This window comes from Caballeronia terrestris, assembly GCF_001544515.1.
GTDB classification, from domain to species: Bacteria; Pseudomonadota; Gammaproteobacteria; order Burkholderiales; family Burkholderiaceae; genus Caballeronia; species Caballeronia terrestris.
In genome coordinates this window covers 1-1,428 of record NZ_FCOL02000398.1, presented here as the reverse complement: position 1 = coordinate 1,428, position 1,428 = coordinate 1, and the positions used below count along the sequence as shown (strand labels likewise).

The window sequence follows — 1,428 nt, the reverse complement described above, 5'->3', positions numbered from 1 at the left end:
CATCCGAACAGCCTCGGTCCCGACGGCTACCCGGAAATCCTGCAGATTCACAGCGACGCGACCACGAAGCGCATCGCGGGCGATCGCTGGCATTCCGACGTCTCGTGCGACGAAGAACCGCCTCTCGGCAGCATCCTGCATCTGCACACCCTGCCCTCGCACGGCGGCGACACGCTCTTTTCCAGCTCGTATGCGGTGTATGAATCGCTTTCGCCGGGCTTCAGGACTTATCTGGAAGGACTGACTGCCACGCACGACGGCGAGCCGACCTACCGGCAACGCAACCGACTGCGCGGCATCGACGATGCGGGCAAGACATTCCCCAAAGCCTCGCATCCGGTGGTCCGTACGCATCCGGAGACCGGGCGCAAGGGCGTCTTCGTCAATTCGAACTTCACGACGCATATCGACGGCGTGCCGGAAGCGGAAAGCGAAGGCATCCTGCGCCTGCTGTACGAACGCTTCGCCTCGCCCGAGTTTCAGGAGCGTTTCAAATGGGAGCCGCATTCGATCGCCTTCTGGGACAACCGCGCGGTCCAGCATCTCGCCGTGTGGGACTACTACCCGGAAGTGCGCTCGGGCTACCGCGTAACGATCAGCGGAGACAAGCCGTACCTATGACTTCCGCCGCATCGAATCCGAAGAAGGAGATCCGCGTCAACGCGTTTGCGCTGCATAGCCCGGTGCATCACTCGCCGGGCATGTGGCGGCATCCGCGCGACCGTTCGCTCGAGTACAACACGCTCGATTACTGGGTCGATCTCGCGAAGACGCTGGAACGCGGCCTGATCGACTCGCTGTTCATGGCCGACAGCATCGGCGTAAACGACGTGCACGGCGGCAACATCGACACCGCCTTGCGTCATGGCGCGCAGGTGCCCAAGCAGGACCCGCTCATGTCGCTCTCCGCGATGGCCTACGCCACGCGCGATCTCGGCCTGTGCGTGACGAGCAACGCCAATCACGAGCCGCCCTACGTGTTCGCGCGGCGCATGTCGACGCTCGATCATCTGACGCGCGGGCGCATCGGCTGGAACATCGTCACGGGGTTCGCCAAGAGCAGCGTGAAGGTGCTCGGCAAGGACGAGGTCGCCTCGCGCGACGAGCGCTACGACATCGCCGACGAGTACATGGACGTCGTCTACAAGCTCTGGGAAAGCAGCTGGGAGGACGGCGCGAGCGTGCGCGACACGGCCACCGGCGTGTTCGCCGATCCCTCGAAGGTGCATCGCGTCAATCACGAGGGCAAGTATTTCAGGGTGCAGGGCATCCATATGACCGAGCCTTCGCCGCAGCGCACGCCGGTGCTGTTTCAGGCGGGATCGTCGGCTCGTGGGCAGCGCTTCGCGGGACGTCACGCCGAAGGCATCTACCTGAGCGGGCCGAGCAAGAAGGTGCTCACGCCCGTCGTCGCCAGAACGCGTGCCG

At 64.3% G+C, this 1,428-nt stretch carries 2 protein-coding genes; both read left to right on the top strand.

Annotation, left to right across the window (positions count from 1 at the left end):
- Positions 1 to 621: TauD/TfdA dioxygenase family protein (locus AWB67_RS37745; protein WP_087660845.1), on the top strand; the 621-nt coding region annotated here is incomplete at its 5' end.
- On the top strand, positions 618 to 1,428 hold an 811-nt coding region (locus AWB67_RS37740), incomplete at its 3' end, for an NtaA/DmoA family FMN-dependent monooxygenase (RefSeq protein WP_125477880.1). The genes AWB67_RS37745 and AWB67_RS37740, both read left to right, overlap by 4 nt.